Annotated in this window: 12 protein-coding genes; 1 reads left to right on the top strand and 11 read right to left on the bottom strand. The window is 70.8% G+C overall.

Annotated elements, in window-relative coordinates; translation table 11 throughout:
- Nucleotides 1-15: 15 nt before the first annotated feature.
- Nucleotides 16-297, bottom strand: a complete 282-nt coding sequence (locus tag ACSUPV_RS25070; protein ID WP_031113140.1) for a DUF3039 domain-containing protein — start codon at nt 295-297, stop codon at nt 16-18.
- Nucleotides 298-326: 29 nt separating this feature from the next.
- Entirely contained in the window at nt 327-899 is a 573-nt protein-coding gene (locus ACSUPV_RS25065; protein ID WP_031113139.1) for a YqgE/AlgH family protein, read from the bottom strand.
- A gap of 253 nt (nt 900-1,152) precedes the next feature.
- Between ACSUPV_RS25065 and murA the strand changes: the two genes are divergently transcribed.
- Nucleotides 1,153-2,493 (top strand): UDP-N-acetylglucosamine 1-carboxyvinyltransferase, encoded by a 1,341-nt coding sequence (gene murA, locus ACSUPV_RS25060; RefSeq protein WP_031113138.1) that lies wholly within the window; start codon nt 1,153-1,155, stop codon nt 2,491-2,493.
- A 163-nt stretch (nt 2,494-2,656) separates the two neighbouring features.
- Here murA and ACSUPV_RS25055 read toward each other — a convergent pair whose 3' ends face one another.
- From ACSUPV_RS25055 to ACSUPV_RS25015, 9 genes are all read right to left on the bottom strand, one after another.
- Nucleotides 2,657-2,938 (bottom strand): HU family DNA-binding protein, encoded by a 282-nt coding sequence (locus ACSUPV_RS25055; RefSeq protein ID WP_003990598.1) that lies wholly within the window; start codon nt 2,936-2,938, stop codon nt 2,657-2,659.
- Between the two features lie 365 nt (nt 2,939-3,303).
- Nucleotides 3,304-4,737: an NAD-dependent malic enzyme gene (locus ACSUPV_RS25050; protein WP_037767457.1), complete on the bottom strand. Its 1,434-nt coding sequence runs from the start codon at nt 4,735-4,737 to the stop codon at nt 3,304-3,306.
- A gap of 331 nt (nt 4,738-5,068) precedes the next feature.
- Nucleotides 5,069-7,354: a HelD family protein gene (locus ACSUPV_RS25045; RefSeq protein WP_359793677.1), complete on the bottom strand. Its 2,286-nt coding sequence runs from the start codon at nt 7,352-7,354 to the stop codon at nt 5,069-5,071.
- Between the two features lie 60 nt (nt 7,355-7,414).
- On the bottom strand, nt 7,415-8,248 hold the full coding sequence (locus ACSUPV_RS25040) for an anti-sigma factor family protein (RefSeq protein ID WP_359793676.1): 834 nt from the start codon (nt 8,246-8,248) through the stop codon (nt 7,415-7,417).
- Nucleotides 8,248-8,769 (bottom strand): sigma-70 family RNA polymerase sigma factor, encoded by a 522-nt coding sequence (locus ACSUPV_RS25035; protein WP_010039908.1) that lies wholly within the window; start codon nt 8,767-8,769, stop codon nt 8,248-8,250. The genes ACSUPV_RS25040 and ACSUPV_RS25035 overlap by 1 nt, the downstream gene beginning before the upstream one ends.
- Nucleotides 8,770-9,121: 352 nt before the next feature.
- On the bottom strand, nt 9,122-9,715 hold the full coding sequence (locus ACSUPV_RS25030) for a CGNR zinc finger domain-containing protein (RefSeq protein WP_436948598.1): 594 nt from the start codon (nt 9,713-9,715) through the stop codon (nt 9,122-9,124).
- Between the two features lie 174 nt (nt 9,716-9,889).
- Nucleotides 9,890-11,041, bottom strand: coding sequence for a uroporphyrinogen-III synthase (locus ACSUPV_RS25025; protein WP_031113127.1), 1,152 nt, complete (start codon nt 11,039-11,041; stop codon nt 9,890-9,892).
- 117 nt (nt 11,042-11,158) lie between these two features.
- Complete coding sequence (locus ACSUPV_RS25020; RefSeq protein ID WP_031113125.1) at nt 11,159-12,544, bottom strand: nitrate/nitrite transporter; 1,386 nt, start codon at nt 12,542-12,544, stop codon at nt 11,159-11,161.
- Nucleotides 12,541-13,617, bottom strand: coding sequence for a hypothetical protein (locus ACSUPV_RS25015; protein ID WP_436948597.1), 1,077 nt, complete (start codon nt 13,615-13,617; stop codon nt 12,541-12,543). The genes ACSUPV_RS25020 and ACSUPV_RS25015 overlap by 4 nt, the downstream gene beginning before the upstream one ends.
- Nucleotides 13,618-13,657: the final 40 nt, after the last annotated feature.

The following is a 13,657-nucleotide window of genomic DNA, read 5'->3' as shown; positions in this document are numbered from 1 at the left end:
CCACGCGGACCGGGCCTACTTGTCGCCCTTGCCCTTGTCGTCGCCGCCGGAGCCCATGGACTCGTAGATCTCCTTGCACATGGGACACACGGGGTACTTCTTCGGGTCGCGGCCCGGCACCCAGACCTTGCCGCACAGCGCCACGACGGGGGTGCCGTCGAGGGCGCTCGCCATGATCTTGTCCTTCTGGACGTAGTGGGCGAAGCGCTCGTGGTCACCGTCACCGTGGGAGGTCTGCGGCGTCGGCTCTACGAGGGTCCCCGTACCAGTCCCGCGCTCGGGCTCGAGAGTGCTCATAGGCCCAAGGGTACTGAAGGTCACAGACATCAGTTGAGCGAAGGGTCGTCGGGGTACGTCGCCACCATCGCCAGCTCGTTGCGCTGGCGGCGCAGGACCTCGCGCCAGAGCCGCTCCGGGGACGGGGAGGACACGTCGCCGGGCTCGGACTCGACGACGTACCACGCGCCGTCGACCAGCTCGTCCTCCAGCTGGCCCGGGCCCCAGCCGGCGTACCCGGCGAAGATCCGCAGGGAGCCGAGGGCGGAGGCCAGCAGCTCCGGCGGGGCCTCCAGGTCGACCAGCCCGATCGCGCCGTGCACCCGGCGCCAGCCCAGCGGCGCCGCCTCCCCGCTCGCACCGCCGGGGACGACGGCGACCCCGAGGGCCGAGTCCAGCGACACCGGGCCGCCCTGGAAGACCACACCGGGCTCGACGGCTAGATCCCCCCAGCCCTCCAGGATGTCGCCCACGTCCACCGGGGTGGGGCGATTGAGGACGACGCCGAGGGAGCCCTCCTCGTCGTGGTCGAGGAGGAGCACCACCGCACGGTCGAAGTTGGGGTCCGCCAGGGCGGGCGTGGCCACGAGCAACCGCCCTGTGAGCGAGGACACCTCGGTCATGCCAGACATGATCCCGCATCTTCCCTTTCCGTGGGGAGCAATGCGGGCGACCGGAGTGCGTGCAGCTCAGGGGCGCACCGATGCGTCTCACGCGCACGGGTGTGACCGTGACCCCATGTGCCCGGCACGGAACGGTTCGTGTTGTGACAGAGCTATGACGTGGCTGGGTCTGACTCAGGCTTACAGAAGGGGGGTGGAGGGCGATTACCCTTTCCCTCCTGGCCCCTGCCCGACTCCACGGAACGCGAGATTCATGACCGTCAACGACGATGTCCTGCTTGTCCACGGCGGAACCCCGCTGGAGGGCGAGATCCGTGTCCGCGGTGCGAAGAACCTCGTACCGAAGGCCATGGTGGCGGCGCTGCTGGGCAGCGCTCCGAGCCGGCTGCGCAATGTTCCGGACATCCGCGACGTTCGGGTCGTACGGGGTCTGCTGCAGCTGCACGGTGTGACGGTCCGTCCGGGTGACGAGCCCGGCGAACTGGTGATGGATCCGACGCGCGTGGAGAGCGCGAACGTCGCCGACATCGATGCCCACGCGGGTTCGAGCCGTATCCCGATCCTGTTCTGCGGCCCGCTGCTGCACCGTCTCGGCCACGCGTTCATCCCCGGTCTCGGCGGCTGCGACATCGGCGGCCGGCCCATCGACTTCCACTTCGAGGTGCTGCGGCAGTTCGGCGCGAAGATCGAGAAGCGGGCGGACGGCCAGTACCTGGAGGCTCCGCGGCGGCTGCGCGGCACGAAGATCCGACTGCCGTACCCGTCCGTCGGCGCGACCGAGCAGGTGCTGCTGACGGCCGTCCTCGCCGAGGGCGTCACGGAGCTGTCCAACGCGGCCGTCGAGCCGGAGATCGAGGACCTCATCTGCGTGCTGCAGAAGATGGGCGCGATCATCGCGATGGACACCGACCGGACGATCCGCATCACCGGTGTGGACAAGCTCGGCGGCTACACCCACCGGGCCCTGCCGGACCGGCTGGAGGCCGCGTCCTGGGCGTCGGCGGCGCTGGCGACCGAGGGCAACATATACGTCCGCGGCGCGCAGCAGCGCTCGATGATGACGTTCCTGAACACCTACCGGAAGGTGGGCGGTGCCTTCGAGATCGACGACGAGGGCATCCGCTTCTGGCACCCGGGCGGCCAGCTGAAGTCCATCGCGCTGGAGACGGACGTCCACCCCGGTTTCCAGACCGACTGGCAGCAGCCGCTGGTGGTGGCCCTGACGCAGGCCACGGGCCTGTCCATCATCCACGAGACGGTCTACGAGTCCCGCCTCGGCTTCACGTCCGCGCTGAACCAGATGGGCGCGCACATCCAGCTCTACCGCGAGTGCCTGGGCGGCTCCGACTGCCGCTTCGGGCAGCGCAACTTCCTGCACTCGGCGGTCGTCTCCGGCCCCACCAAGCTCCAGGGCGCCGATCTGGTCATCCCCGACCTCCGGGGCGGCTTCTCGTACCTCATCGCGGCCCTGGCGGCCCAGGGCACGTCCCGGGTCCACGGCATCGGTCTCATCAACCGCGGCTACGAGAACTTCATGGAGAAGCTCGTCGAGCTGGGCGCGAAGGTCGAGCTGCCGGGCAAGGCGCTCGGGTAGTCCCGGCCGGACCGTGCACGCCGAGGGGCGGCCACCTGAACCAGGTGGCCGCCCCTCGGCATTTCATGCGGCTCTCGGCGGCTCGCGCCCCGAAGGGGCGCGGGGAACTGCGCGACCAGCCACAGGCGGCCCGCAGTTGCCCACGGCGCACGCGATGGAACGCTTACTTGCCCTTGGCGGCTTCCTTGAGCTTCGAGCCCGCGGAGACCTTCACGCTGTAGCCGGCCGGGATCTGGATGGGCTCGCCGGTCTGCGGGTTGCGGGCGGTGCGAGCGGCACGGTGGGTGCGCTCGAAGGTCAGGAAGCCAGGGATGGTGACCTTCTCGTCGCCCTTGGAGACGATGTCGCCGACGACGTCGGCGAACGCGGCCAGCACGGCGTCGGCGTCCTTGCGGGTCACCTCGGCGCGGTCGGCCAGCGCGGCCACCAGCTCACTGCGGTTCATGTTGTTACTCCCGTGTTCATCTTGCCGTTGAGGCGTCAGATCGAAGCCGATGCTGCCAGGGTCCTCCATGAGTCCCCGGACCCGGGTCCGTCGTCAGACCCTCGCGCCCAGGGACGCATCCTGCCTCTACCTGCGGCGGGAAAGCCAATCCGGCACCCGCAGGAGTCGTGGGAACACCCTTGGGGAGTCACACGAAAAGAGGGCCTGAGCCTGGCCGACACGATAGAGCCCCCTGCTGACCAGGGTTTCGCGACGCGCCGGTCCCCGGGCCGCCGTGGGGATGCTCACAGTCCGGGGGCGGCCGCCCCCGGACCCTGGCGCCGCCTGTCCGGCCCGCTCCCTCAGCCGCCGGACGGGCTTGCCCCTCAGACGCCGGACGGGCTGACCGCCGCCGCGCCCACCGCCTTGGCGGCCTCGCGCACCGCCCCGGCCACCGCGCCCGCGACCTTGTCGTTGAAGACGCTCGGGATGATGTAGTTCGGGTTCAGCTCGTCCTCGGTCACCACGTCCGCGAGGGCGGTCGCGGCGGCCAGCATCATCTCGGTGTTGACGGTACGGGACTGGGCGTCCAGCAGGCCGCGGAAGACACCCGGGAAGACCAGCACGTTGTTGATCTGGTTCGGGAAGTCCGAGCGGCCCGTGGCGACAACGGCCGCGGTCTGGCGGGCGATTGCCGGGTCGACCTCCGGGTCCGGGTTCGCAAGCGCGAACACGATGGCGCCGTCGGCCATGGCGGCCACGTCGTCGCCGTCGAGGACGTTCGGGGCCGAGACGCCGATGAAGACGTCGGCGCCGCGCACGGCCTCCTTGAGCGTGCCGGTGAGGCCCTCGGGGTTGGTGTTGTCGGCGATCCAGCGCAGCGCCGAGTCCGGGGCGGCGTCCACCAGGTCCTCGCGGCCCGCGTGCACGACGCCGTGGATGTCGGCGACGACGGCGTTCTTGACGCCCGCGGCGATCAGCAGCTTGAGGATGGCCGTACCGGCCGCGCCGGCGCCGGACATGACGACCCGGATGTTCTCGATGGCCTTGCCGGCGACGCGCAGCGCGTTGGTGAGCGCGGCGAGGACGACGATCGCCGTGCCGTGCTGGTCGTCGTGGAAGACGGGGATGTCGAGGGCCTCGCGCAGCCGGGCCTCGATCTCGAAGCAGCGGGGGGCGGAGATGTCCTCCAGGTTGATGCCCGCGAAGCCCGGGGCGATCGCCTTGACGATCTCGACGATCGCGTCGGTGTCCTGGGTGTCGAGGCAGATCGGCCAGGCGTCGATGCCGGCGAACCGCTTGAAGAGGGCCGCCTTGCCCTCCATGACGGGCAGCGCGGCCTTGGGGCCGATGTTGCCCAGACCGAGCACGGCGGAGCCGTCCGTCACGACCGCAACGGAGTTGCGCTTGATGGTGAGGCGGCGGGCGTCCTCGGGGTTCTCGGCGATCGCCATGCAGACGCGGGCGACACCGGGCGTGTAGACCATGGAGAGGTCGTCACGGTTGCGGATGGGGTGCTTCGACGCCATCTCGATCTTGCCGCCGAGGTGCATGAGGAAGGTCCGGTCCGAGACCTTGCCCAGGGTGACGCCCTCGATGCCGCGGAGCTTCTCGACGATCTCGTCCGCGTGCGCGGTCGACGTCGCCGCGATGGTGACGTCGATGCGGAGCTTCTCGTGACCGGACGCCGTGACGTCGAGGCCGGTCACCGAGCCTCCGGAGGACTCCACGGCGGTGGTGAGCTGCGAGACGGCGGTTCCGCTCGCGGGCACCTCCAGCCGGACCGTCATCGAGTAGGAGACGCTGGGCGCCGTTGCCATGGCCGACTTCCTCTGCTTTCACCTGACGCTGAGTTGTGCCGTCCGATCGTCGCACCTACCGCTCGGTAGCGGGTAGCCGCCCTCGATTGCGAACGTTTTGTTCGCGGAACCGGCCAGCAAAAAGAGACCCACGTCACGTGGACGTGGGTCTCTTCGGAAGTAGGTGGCACCGACCCGCCATGCTCGCCTCGCGGCAAGTGGTCGCTCGTAGCGACGAAGGTTGGGCCCGGGGGCTTGGATCGAGCCGGTGCCACATCCAGGCTAACAAACAGATCCCGTAAGGCGATTCCCGTACCGGGAGTTCATTTCGCCGTCGAGTGGGTAACCCGGCTCAGTCCCTCAGCAGGTCCGGGATTCCCGCCCCGTCGGGCTCGTCACGTTCGGCCGAGACGACCGTGAGCTGCTGGGTGGCCCGGGTCAGTGCGACGTAGAGCACGCGCAGGCCGGCCGGGGACTCGTCGGCGATCTCCGCCGGGGAGACCACGACCGTCGCGTCGTACTCCAGGCCCTTGGCCTCCAGGCTGCCGAGCGCCACCACGCGGTCGCCGAGCCCGGCGAGCCAGCGGCGGGCCTCCTCGCGGCGCTGCATGGCGACGACCACGCCGACCGTGCCGTCGACGCGTTCCAGCAGCCGGGCGGCTTCGTCACGGACGGTTTCGCCCAGGGTGTCCCGCACGACCGTGAAGCGCGGCTCGACGCCGGTGGAGCGGACCGCCTTCGGGGCCTGGGAGCCGGGCATCGCGAGGGCGAGGACCTTCGCGGCGAGTTCGGCGATCTCGGCCGGGTTGCGGTAGTTCACGGTGAGTTCGAAGCGGCGGCGGGGGCGGGTGCCGAGGGCCTCGTCGCGGGCCTGGGCCGCCTCGTCCGGGTCGGACCAGGAGGACTGGGCCGGGTCGCCGACGACCGTCCAGGTGGCGTGCCGGCCACGGCGGCCGACCATGCGCCACTGCATCGGGGTGAGGTCCTGGGCCTCGTCGACGATGACGTGGGCGTACTCGGTGCGCTCGGCCGCCAGTCGCTCGGCGCGCTCGCGCTGGGACTCCTCGCGCACCGGCATCAGCTCCTCCAGGCCGGTGAGCTGGTCCAGCGGGTCGAGTTCGCGCTTCTTGCGGGGCCGGGCGGGCGCGCCGAGGACGGCCTGGAGCTCGTCGAGCATGGCGATGTCGTGCACGGAGTAGCCGTCGCGCCTGAGGGAGCGGGCGACCTTGCGGACCTCGCCGGGGTTGAGGATCCGCCGGGCCCAGCGGCCGAGGCGCCGCTCGTCGGCCATGGCGGTGAGGACGGCCGCCGGGGTCAGCTCCGGCCACCAGGCGTCGAGGAAGGCGGTGAAGGCGTCCTCGGAGGTGATGTCCTCGTCGAAGGAGGAGCGCAGCTCGGCGGCGAGTTCCGGGTCGGTGTGCCGGCCGGCCGCGCCGGACCGCTCCCACAGGGCGTCCAGGAGGAGCTTGCGGGCGCGGGGGCGCAGCAGGTTCACGGGGGCGGTGCCGCCGAGGGCGGCGCGGCGGATGCCCGCCAGTTCGTCGGCCTCCAGCTCCAGGCGGCGGCCGAAGGCGACCACGCGCAGCCGGGTCGGTGAATCGTTCAGCTCCAGTGCTCCGCGCGCGGCCTTGCGCAGCACCTTGAGCATGCGCGAGGAGCCCTTGGCACGGGCCACGGACGGGGAGTCGTAGAGGGTGGCCTCGGCGCCCTCGACCAGGGAGCCGATGGCGCGGATGGCGACCTGGCCCTCCTCGCCGAGGGAGGGCAGGACGCCCTCGGTGTAGGCGACGAGCAGCGGGGTCGGCGAGACGATCAGGATGCCGCCCGCGTACCGGCGCCGGTCCTGGTAGAGGAGGTAGGCGGCGCGGTGCAGGGCGACGGCGGTCTTGCCGGTGCCGGGGCCGCCCTCGACGTACGTGACGGAGGCGGCGGGGGCGCGGATGACCAGGTCCTGCTCGGCCTGGATGGAGGCGACGATGTCGCGCATGGTGTGGCTGCGGGCCTGGCCGAGGGCGGCCATCAGGGCGCCGTCGCCGATGACGGGCAGCTCGCGGCCGTCGAGGAAGGCCGTCAGCTCGGGGCGCATCAGGTCGTCCTCGACGCCGAGCACCTTGCGGCCCTTGGAGCGGATGACCCGGCGGCGCACGACCCGGCCGGGATCGACCGGGGTGGAGCGGTAGAAGGGGGCGGCGGCCGGGGCGCGCCAGTCGATGACCAGCGGGGCGTAGTCCTGGTCGAGGACGCCGATGCGGCCGATGTGCAGGGTCTCGGCGATGTCGGCGGTGTTGTCCTCGCGGACGGCGCCCTCGGCGGGCTCGACGGCGGTGTACGCGCCGTCGGGGCCCTTCTTGCCGTCCTTGCCGAGCAGCAGGTCGATGCGGCCGAAGAGGAAGTCCTCGAACTCGTTGTTGAGCCGGTTCAGGTGGATGCCGGCCCGGAAGACCTGCGCGTCCCGCTCGGCGAGCGCGCCGGGCGTGCCGACCTGGCCGCGCTGGGCGGCGTCGTTCATGAGGAACTCCGCCTCGTGGATCTTCTCCTCGAGGCGCCGGTACACCCGGTCCAGGTGTTCCTGTTCGACGCCGATCTCTCTGTCTCTCAGGGAGTCGAGCGCGGTTTCCTGAGGTGCCTGAGCGGCCACCGGGCCCCCTTCTGACGTGCTGGGCAGCCGTCCACCGTACGCGAAGGGGACCCGGTAAGGCTACGCGTCGACCTCGACCAGCCGCTTGCCGTCGAAGGTCACGACCTCGAAGTGGTCGATCTCGTTCGGCTCGAAGGCGGCGCCGCCCTGGACGTAGAGGGGCTGCTTGGCCTTCTCGGTCTTGGCGTCGGGGAGGCCGTAGCCCCACTCCGGGACGGACCAGGAGGCCAGGGTCTCCCGCTCGCCGTTCTTGCCGACCGCGACGAGGGCGCACTTGAGCGGGCCCTTGACGTTCTTCAGCTCCGTGACCGTGCTGGTCCCCCAGTCCTTCTTCTGGAGGGCGACGGTCGCGGAGACCTTGGTGTTCGGGTCGGTGGCGGAGATCTTGTCGGAGATGCCGTCGAAGGCCTCCTTGGCGGGGCTCGCCGCGAGCGGGCGGTTCTCCGCGCCGCCGCCGTCGCCGCCTCCGCCGTTCGTCGCGACCGCGACGAAGGGGCCGCCGATGATCAGCGCGCCGGCCGCGGCCACCATGTAGAAGCTGCGGCGGCGCTTCTGGGCACGCCGCTCCGCGACCTCGTCGACCAGCTTCTCCACCAGGCGCGGCCTGGGCTTCGCGGACAGCGACTCGCCGATCGCGGGTGTGCTGCCGGAGCCCGGCAGGTCGGCGAGGGCGGCGAGCATGGGCTCCATGCCGGCCAGCTCGTCGAGCTGCTGGGCGCACCACTCGCAGGTCGCGAGGTGGGCTTCGAAGGCGGTCGCTTCGGCGTCGTCGAGGATGCCGAGGGCGTAGGCGCCGACGGTCTCGTGCTCGTTCGGCACCGGGGATTCCTGCATGGGACCAGACATACCCATGCCTCCCGTACCGAACCCCTGGTTACCCCCGTAAACACTCATCACGCCGTCACCCCCCGCTCCTCCAGTGCCAGCTTCATCGAACGCAGGGCGTAGAACACCCTGGAGCGGACGGTGCCGCTGGGTATGCCCAGGGTCTCGGCCGCCTCATTGACGGTACGCCCCTTGAAGTACGTCTCGACGAGCACCTCCCGGTGCGCGGGGGTCAGGTCGTCGAGTGCGTCCGAGAGAGTCATCAGCCACAGCGCCTTGTCGATCTCGTCCTCCGCGGGGATGACCTCCAGCGGCGACGGGTCGACCTCCTGCGGCCGGGCCTGCCGGCTGCGGTGGCCGTCGATGACGATGCGCCGGGCGACCGTCACCAGCCAGGGGCGTACCGATCCGGTCGCCCGATTGAGCTGACCGGCGTTCTTCCAGGCACGGATGAGCGTCTCCTGCACGACGTCCTCGGCGCGCTGCCGGTCTCCGGCGACCAGGCGCAGGACATACGCCAGCAGGGGTCCGGCGTGTTCGCGATAGAGCGCACGCATCAGCTCCTCGTCGGGTTCCGAGGGCTGGGACATGCGATGTCGGGCCCTCGGTGCACGTTCATTGGCCACGACGGAATCCTTGCGCACGCCCACCTCCGATGTCCGGGGGTTCCCCCAGTCGGTCGCTCCACAAGCCGTACGGACACGAGGCGTTGGGTGTTCAAAGAGGCGTGACAGATTTCTTCGAAGTGACGTGACGAGGGGGACATGCGGCCACATTCCCACCCCGCGTTCTTTACATTTCCGCCACAACGGCAAGTTCAAGCCACGCCTTCCCTACGGGACCGTAGGTAAACGGGATGTAATCGAAATCACTTCGACAGTGCGGTCGCAGAAGTCGCAATTAGGACAGGGAAATTGAATGCAGCGGGCACCCAATTGCGTTTCAGGCGCGGGCGAGTGCCGCGCGGCGGCGGTGCCGGGCGACCCTTTCGCGGTTCCCGCAGACTTCACTGGAGCACCAGCGCCTCCGGCGTCCCCGCGAGGTGTCGAGGTACACGATCGGGCAGTTGTCGCCCTCGCACTCGCGCAGGGCCGCCCGGGCCACCGGGTCGGTGAGGAGATCGACGGCGTCCCGGGCGACGGCCGCGAGCAGGGCCGCGCGGCCGGGCGGGCCGTCCAACCGCCGTACGAGATCGCCGTCTTCGTCACGGACGGCACGCGGGGCCGGGGGCGCGGTCCGGGCCAGGTCGTTGACGCGCGCCAGGGCGAGGTCGTACGCCGGGACGCCGGGCCTCGGTCGGCCGCGCACCAACCGGTCGATCTGGCCGCGCAGTTCGCGGAAGGCGACGAGCCAGCCGGCGTCCGCGTGGGCGAGGGACGTGCCTGCCGGGACGAGTCCGGAGCCGGTGATCCAGGCGCCCAGCACGTCCACGGAGTCCAGCCGCTCCTCCGGGTGCGTGGTGGAGAGCAGATCCAGGCAGATCCGCCCGGCGTCGAACCGCAGCTCGTAGGGGGCCGTGGCCGTACCCAGTGCCATGTGCCTGTCACCGCCTAGGGTCGGTGAGACGCCAGTGAGAGGGCTGGGAAACCGTTCCCTCTTACAGTGCCTGCCCAGCGGCGCGCGGGAAACCCCCCGCGCGACGGGCGGTCACGGCGCGCGATGCGGCCCCCTCCGGACTCCGGCGCGATTCCGATCAACCCCGGCGCGGGTCTACGCGTCCGCGTACTTCGTCTCCGCCGCCGGGTCCAACGCGAGGCGGTAGCCGCGCTTGACCACCGTCTGGATCAGCTTCGGCGTGCCGAGGGCCGTGCGCAGGCGGGCCATCGCCGTCTCGACCGCGTGCTCGTCGCGGCCGGATCCGGGCAGGGCGCGCAGCAGGTCGGCGCGGGAGACGACCCAGCCGGGGCGGCGGGACAGGGCGCGCAGCAGGGACATGCCCGCGGGCGGCACGGGCTTGAGGTCGCCGTCGACCAGGACGGCGTGTCCGCGGATCTCCACCCGGTGCCCGGCGATGGGCAGCGAGCGCGCCCGCGCGGGCAGTTCCTGGCAGAGCAGCTGGACGAGGGGCCCGAGCCGGAAGCGCTCGGGCTGGCTCGTGTCGATGCCGCGGGACTGCAGGGGCAGGGCGGTGACCGGGCCGACACAGGCCGGCAGGACGTCGTGGCTCAGGGCGGCCAGCACCTCGGGGAGCAGCCCGCGTTCCTCCGCCCGGGAGAGGAAGGAGGCCGCGGCCGGGGCGCTGGTGAACGTCAGCGCGTCCACGCCGCGGGACACCGTCGCGTCCAGGAGCCGGTCGACCGGGCCGAGATCCTCCGGCGGCATCCACCGGTAGACGGGCACGCCGACGACCTCGGCGCCGCCCTCCCGCAGCGCCTCCACGAAGCCCGGCAGCGGCTCGCCGTGCAGCTGGATCGCGATGCGCTGGTTCTCGACGCCCTCCTCCAGCATCCGGTCGAGCACCTCGGCCATGGACTCCGACGACGGCGACCACTCCTCGGTCAGCCCGGCGGCCCGGACCGCGCCCTTCACCTTCGGCCCGCGCGCCAGGATCCGTACGCCGGCCAGTCGCGAGAGCAGGTCCTCGCCCAGGCCCCAGCCGTCCGCGGCCTCGACCCAGCCCCGGAACCCGATCGCGGTCGTGGCCACGACGATGTCCGGAACCTGCTCGATGATCTCCTTGGTCGCGGCCAGCAGTTCGCTGTCGTCGGCGAGCGGCACGATCCGCAGGGCGGGGGCGTGCAGGACGGCGGCACCGCGTCGCTGCAGCAGCGCCCCCAGCTCGTCGGCACGGCGCGCGGCCGTCACACCCACGGTGAAACCCGCCAGGGGTCCGTGGTCCGGTCGCTGTTCTTCCTCGTACATGGCTCTCGTCCCGCACTCGAGTCGTCGTACTTCATGGGTACGGCGTACCTACATGCCGATCGAGCCTGTCAACGGCTCGTGACAGGCCCGGATCGGCTTGATGTCGGCGGTGTTACGTCACACCCTTGCGTAGCTGAGCTGCTGCTTCTTCTCCGAGGCCGTCGACGTTTCGGGTACCCGGGGAGCCGTACGGCGAAGGTATACGGCCCAGGTGACCGCGAAGCACACCACGTAGAAGGCGAGGAAGGCGACGAACGCGCCGGTGCCGGAGCCGTAGGAGAGGAAGGACTGGCGGAAGGCGAGGTTGATGCCGACGCCGCCGAGCGCGCCCACCGCGCCGATCAGGCCCATGGAGGCTCCGGAGAGCCGGCGCCCGTAGGCCGCGGCCTCCTCGCCCTTCAGCCCCTGGGCGAGGGCCTTGTTCTGGAAGATGCCCGGGATCATCTTGAACGTCGAGCCGTTGCCGAGGCCGCTGAGGACGAACAGCACCACGAACGCCACCGTGAACAGCGCCAGCGACTTCTCCATCGAGGCACCGATCAGGATCGCCGTCGCGACACCCATGGCCACGTAGTTCCACAGGCTGATCTTCGCGCCGCCGTACCGGTCGGCGAGCCAGCCGCCGACGGGGCGGATCAGGGAGCCGAGGAGCGGGCCGATGAAGGTGACGTACGCCGCCTCCAGCGGGGTGCGTCCGAACTGGTTCTGCAGGACCTGGCCGAAGGCGAAGCTGTAGCCGATGAACGAGCCGAAGGTGCCGATGTAGAGGAAGGACATGATCCAGGTGTGGGCGTCCTTCGCGGCGTCCTTGGCGGCACCGGTGTCGTTCTTGACGTTCTCGATGTTGTCCATGAAGAGCGCGGCCATGACGGCGGCGACGACGATGAGCGGGATGTAGATCCCGAGCAGCACGCGCGGCCCGCCGCCGGCGCCGATGATCGCGAGCGCGGCCAGCTGGATCACCGGGACGCCGATGTTGCCGCCACCGGCGTTCAGGCCGAGGGCCCAGCCCTTCTTCCGCAGCGGGAAGAAGGCGTTGATGTTGGTCATGGAGGAGGCGAAGTTGCCGCCGCCGACGCCGGCGAGGAGGCCGACGAGCAGGAAGGTGGAGAAGCTGGTGCCCGGCTCCATCACGGTGAACGCGGCGACGGTCGGGATCAGCAGCATGGCGGCCGAGATGATCGTCCAGTTCCGCCCGCCGAAGATGGCGACGGCGAAGGTGTAGGGGACGCGGACGACCGCGCCGACCAGCGTGACCATCGAGGTCAGCATGAACTTGTCGGCCGGGGTCAGCCCGTACTCCGGGCCCATGAAGAGCACCAGCACGGACCACAGGGTCCAGATCGAGAAGCCGATGTGCTCGGACAGCACGGAGAAGAAGAGGTTCCGGCGGGCGATCTTCTCTCCCGTCTCCTGCCAGAAGGTCTCGTTCTCCGGATCCCAGTGCTGGATCCAGCGTCCGCCCCTGCTCGGGGGTGCGGGTGCCGTGCCAGGGCCTGTCATGACGCCTCCACTGTGCTCCAGGACTCGGTCGTACCTCGAGTGACTGATCCCGAAGGTAGGGAGGGCGCGTTTCCTGCCTGTGCCAGTGAGTGACCGCGAGGGAACTTTGCTCTCACCCCGCGTCCGGGCGGGATGAGAGGTTCCGTCGGTTTCGGGTCATCGCCGCGGGGGCTGCCAGTGAGGGTTCTGCTGAGGATACGGCGGGTTGTGGGGGGTGGGGGGCTGGGCGCCGTAGGAGCCCGGGGCGGGCTGGCGGGGTAGGGGCCGGGCGCCGGATGTCCCGCGTACGGGCCTGGTGCGGGATGACCGGGGTAATGGCCTGCTGCGGGCTGACCGGCGTACGGGCCTGGCGCGGGTTGGCCGGGGTAAGGGCCCGGCGCGGGTTGGGCGCCGTACGGGCCGGGCTGGGGCTGAGCGGGGTACGGGCTGCCCGGCGCGGGCTGAGCACCGTAGGGGCCCGGCGTCGGTTGGGCGTAGAGGCCTGGTGTTCCCGGCGGCAGGTACCGGGTCCGCCCGTTCTCGTCCGTCACCGGCAGGAAGCCGGACGCCTGCAACCGGGCCGCGAACTTGGCGTTGCGCTTGCGCGTGACCAGCAGACCGACGCCGAAGACCGCCATGAGCAGCAGCCACACCACACCGGCCACGACGAAGTCGGAGGACTCGCCCCCGAAACGGAAGGCGAGGACCACGCAGCCGACGGTGACGCCCAGCGCCCCGAACCACATGCGCTTCTCGGCGTGCCTGCCGGTGAGGTCGAAGTTGATGCGGGCCTTGAGGAGCTCGAACGCGTCGGGCACGACGGGCGGCAGGGAGACACCGTCACCGGCGTTGGGGTACTGCGCCCGGTTCTGCGCGGCCCGGGCCCTGGCCTGCGGGCTGAGGTCGGGCAGGATCAGCATGGTCAGCGCGCCGTTGCGGCCGCTCTGCCGGACGTCGGCGTACTCGTAGCCGAACTGCTGGGCGACGAAGGCCAGCCGGGCCAGCTTCTTCACGGACGCCATCGGGCTGGTGAGCTCGACCGGTTCCCCGCTCGCCATCAGCCACAGCATCTTCTGTGTCTGCCGCTTACTCATCCCCACCGCTCCCACCGGCCGCTTTGTTCACCAGCGCGAC

The sequence above is a fragment of the Streptomyces sp. SudanB52_2052 genome (assembly GCF_964272415.1).
In the GTDB taxonomy this organism is placed as follows: domain Bacteria; phylum Actinomycetota; class Actinomycetes; order Streptomycetales; family Streptomycetaceae; genus Streptomyces; species Streptomyces olindensis.
The sequence above is the reverse complement of the archived record's forward strand: the minus strand, read 5'-3'. Positions and strand labels throughout refer to the sequence as shown.